This window comes from Sphingorhabdus sp. (assembly GCF_044357595.1).
Lineage (GTDB): Bacteria > Pseudomonadota > Alphaproteobacteria > Sphingomonadales > Sphingomonadaceae > Sphingorhabdus_B.
In genome coordinates this window covers 1-3,854 of the sequence record NZ_JBIKPH010000176.1, presented here as the reverse complement: position 1 = coordinate 3,854, position 3,854 = coordinate 1, and the positions used below count along the sequence as shown (strand labels likewise).

At 57.1% G+C, this 3,854-nt stretch carries 3 protein-coding genes; 1 reads left to right on the top strand and 2 read right to left on the bottom strand.

Annotated features, from left to right (window positions below; translation table 11 throughout):
• Positions 1 to 1,591 (bottom strand): helicase-related protein (locus ACIQ2T_RS12415; RefSeq protein ID WP_397591082.1); only part of this gene is annotated, 1,591 nt, incomplete at its 3' end.
• Positions 1,592 to 1,595: 4 nt separating this feature from the next.
• On the bottom strand, positions 1,596 to 2,834 hold the full coding sequence (locus tag ACIQ2T_RS12410; protein ID WP_397591081.1) for an NAD(P)/FAD-dependent oxidoreductase: 1,239 nt from the start codon (positions 2,832 to 2,834) through the stop codon (positions 1,596 to 1,598).
• Positions 2,835 to 2,949: 115 nt separating this feature from the next.
• On the opposite strand from ACIQ2T_RS12410, the gene ACIQ2T_RS12405 reads away from it, so the two are divergent.
• Positions 2,950 to 3,854 (top strand): acyl-CoA dehydrogenase family protein (locus tag ACIQ2T_RS12405; RefSeq protein ID WP_397591080.1); only part of this gene is annotated, 905 nt, incomplete at its 3' end.

Here is a 3,854-nt window from a genome sequence, read left to right as displayed (position 1 = left end):
CGGCAGCCAATAACAATTTACGGTCACCCGCTTTGGCCGCTGGGTCAACCCGAAAGGCGAAGCCCTGTAAAGTGCCAATGTCCTCGCCATCTACCAGAACACGGTTGTCCGCCTGAATCTCGACGGGCAGCAAACCGACATCTTTCGCGCCTTTCCGAAGCAACATTGATGTGCGTTTATCGACAAACCGCTGACGCAGCGCATCGTGCAGGGCATCCGATAATTTTTCTTCCAACGCCCGAGCACGTTCGGCCATCGCAGGCGGATTGGTCAGCCAGTCGCTTCGGTGGGCAATATAGGTCCAAGTCCGCACTGCCGCGATTCGCGCCGACAGCGTGTCCACATCACCTTGGATGTTATCCAGCCGTGCAAGTTCGCTGGTATAGACGCCCTGTGGAATGACGCGCTCATTCTGGCCTAGATACTGCCACAAAGACGCAACGAAACGGCTGTGATGTTCCTCACCCATTTGCCGGAAGTCGGGAAGACATGCGACTTCCCACAGGCGCGCAACGTCGACGGGGTGGCGAATGAGCGCGTTCACATCGGGCAATTCAGCCAAGCGTTTCAACACCAACAGGTCGATAACCTTTGGCGCGGGCAAAAGCCCCGGACGATGTGGCTTTTTCTCCAGATCGGCAATCAATGTCGCAATGTCATTGAAACGCGGCTTTGCCTCGCGCCAAAAGAGCCAATCCAGACGCGGGAAGCTGTGCCCTTCAATCGCCAGTACTTCCTCAGGTGTGAATTCGCTGCCTTCGCCCGCCAGCGTCCCAAAACTGCCGTCGCGTTGATGCCGGCCAGCGCGGCCAGCGATCTGCGCCATTTCTGCAACCGTCAACCGGCGGCGGCGCGAGCCATCAAATTTGGAGAGGCTTACAAAAGCGACATGCGCGACATCAAGGTTCAGCCCCATGCCGATTGCGTCAGTGGCGACCAGATAATCCACCTCGCCCGATTGAAACATCGCCACTTGCGCATTTCGGGTACGCGGCGACAGCGCGCCCATCACGACCGCCGCCCCGCCACGCATCCGGCGCAGAGTTTCGGCCACGGCATATACTTGTTCGATAGAAAAGGCGACGATGGCGGACCGCTTTGGCAAGCGCGACAGTTTCTTGGCGCCAGCATAGCTCAACGTCGAGAAGCGCGGGCGGGAGATTATCTCTGCATCGGGCAGCAGCGACCGAATGATCGCACGCAGGCTTTCCGACCCCAAGATCATCGTCTCTTCGCGTCCGCGCGCATGCAATATGCGGTCGGTAAAGATATGCCCGCGTTCGGGGTCGGCACCCAATTGCGCTTCGTCAATCGCGACAAAGGCAAATTCCTTTTGGATGGGCATGCTTTCAACGGTGCAGCAATACCAGCGCGCTTGCGGCGGCTCGATCCGTTCTTCGCCTGTGATCAACGCGACATTCTGCACGCCTTTCATGGCCACAACGCGGTCGTAAATTTCCCGCGCCAGTAAGCGCAGGGGAAATCCGATCATCCCGCTGGAGTGCGCACACATGCGCTCGACGGCAAGATGTGTCTTACCGGTATTGGTAGGGCCTAATATGGCCGTGAGGGCGGAACGCACCGGAGGCAAATGTTTAGGTGGCCGCCAATTCTGCGGCGAGTTCCTTCAAGGTAACAGCTGTGTCAGCCAATTGATCACCCGTGGGCGAAAGGCCATCGGTCACGAACAAACGGCCTTGCACATAATCCTTGGTGGCATTGACACAGTCGAGCGCGATGACTTTGCCCGCTTTTAGGTAAATCAGCGAAAAGCTGCGTGTGTCGGGGTCACCGCGCAATATGGTCGTATCATAACCGGCGCTTATCCCCACAGTTTGCAACCGCAGGTCATATTGATTGGACCAAAACCATGGCACGGCGTGATATTGCGTAAGCTCGCCCGTCAGGCTTTTGGCCACAGCATTCGCCATGTCATTGGCATTCTGCACAGATTCAACGCGCATGATGTTGCCGCCGGCAAAGGCGTTGGCGTGCGCCGCGCAATCACCAATGGCAAAGATATCCGGCAGCGATGTCCGGCAATAGGCATCAACATCAACCCCTGCCCCACCGGCTGCGCCCGCATTGAGCAAGGGCGCGACGGCGGGAATGATCCCAATGCCGACAATGACCATCTGCGTGGGGACCACATCACCATCGCCCAAGCGAACGCCGGTGACATAGCCATCACCCTCAATAGCGGTAATTTCAACGCCCAAGCGAACGTCGACGCCATGCGCGCGATGCTCGGCTTCGTAAAAGCGTGACAGCGGCTCTCCTGCGACCCGAGCCAGCACGCGGTCCATGGCCTCCAGCACAGTCACTTTCTTGCCCATTTTGCGCAGCACGGCCGCCGCCTCAAGCCCGATATAGCCGCCGCCAACAATCGCGACCTCCGCGACATCATCAAGGCCATCAAGCATCCGGTCGACATCTGCACGGGTGCGCACGACATGCATACCGGACAGATTGCCCCCCTCAACGGGCAATTGCCGCGGACTGCCGCCCGTTGCCCAAATCATGCTGCCATATGAGATAATTGTGCCGTCAAAAACGGTCACCTGATGGGCAGCGGGGTCAACACTATCGACGCGCTGTCCTAGCATCACGTCTATGGCCCGCTCGGCCCAAAAGGCTGCGGGTCGGATCATGATGCGTTCAAACGCCTTGTCACCAGCAAAATAGTCTTTGGACAATGGCGGGCGCTCATAAGGATATTCAGGCTCGGCATTCACTATGCCAATGCTGCCTTCATATTTGGCCTGCCGAAGTGCAATTGCCGCTTGCGCGCCGCCATGGCCGCCGCCGACGATGAGAATATCATAATGCATCATTGAAGATTCGCTCGCTTGGAAATCATGTTACAAGCGGTAGGCAAAAGGTAACTGACTGGCTAGCCCCATGCTTGCAGCATACCCAAATAAATGGCAGAGCGATGGGATGACAAGCATGACCTTAGACTTCGCTCTTGGCGAAAACGCTGATATGATCCGCGCCACGACCGAGCGGTTCGCAACGGACAAAATCGCACCGCTCGCGACCAAAATTGACGCGGATGACTGGTTTCCGCGCGAAGAGCTGTGGCCAGCCATGGGCGAACTTGGCTTGCACGGCATCACTGTGGATGAAGCGGACGGCGGCCTTGGCCTTGGCTATCTGGAGCATGTTGTCGCGGTAGAAGAAGTCAGCCGTGCCTCTGCCTCCATCGGCCTATCCTATGGCGCGCACTCAAATCTATGCGTCAACCAAATCGCGCGTTGGGCCACGCCAGAGCAAAAGGTGAAATATTTGCCTAAGCTAATTTCGGGTGAACATGTCGGCAGCCTTGCCATGTCCGAAGCGGGCGCAGGTTCCGACGTCGTATCAATGAAGTTAAAGGCCGAAGCAGTTCAGGGCGGCTATATCCTCAACGGCACCAAATATTGGATCACCAACGCGCCTTATGCAGACACTTTGGTCGTCTATGCAAAAACCGCACCCGAAGCTGAATCGCGGGGTATTTCGGCCTTTCTGATCGAGAAGGGCATGGAGGGTTTCTCCATCGGCCAGAAAATCGACAAGGTCGGGATGCGCGGATCGCCAACCGCTGAGCTCGTGTTCAATGACTGTTTTGTTTCTGAAGAACAAATGATGGGCCCGTTGCATGGTGGCGTTGGCGTATTGATGTCTGGGCTGGACTATGAACGCGTCGTGCTTGCCGGGCTTCAGCTTGGCGTGATGCAGGCCTGTCTTGATGTCGTCCTGCCTTATGTCCGCGAACGCAAGCAGTTCGGCAAACCCATTGGCAGCTTCCAATTGATGCAAGCCAAAGTCGCCGACATGTATGTCGCGCTGAATTCGGCGCGCAGCTATGT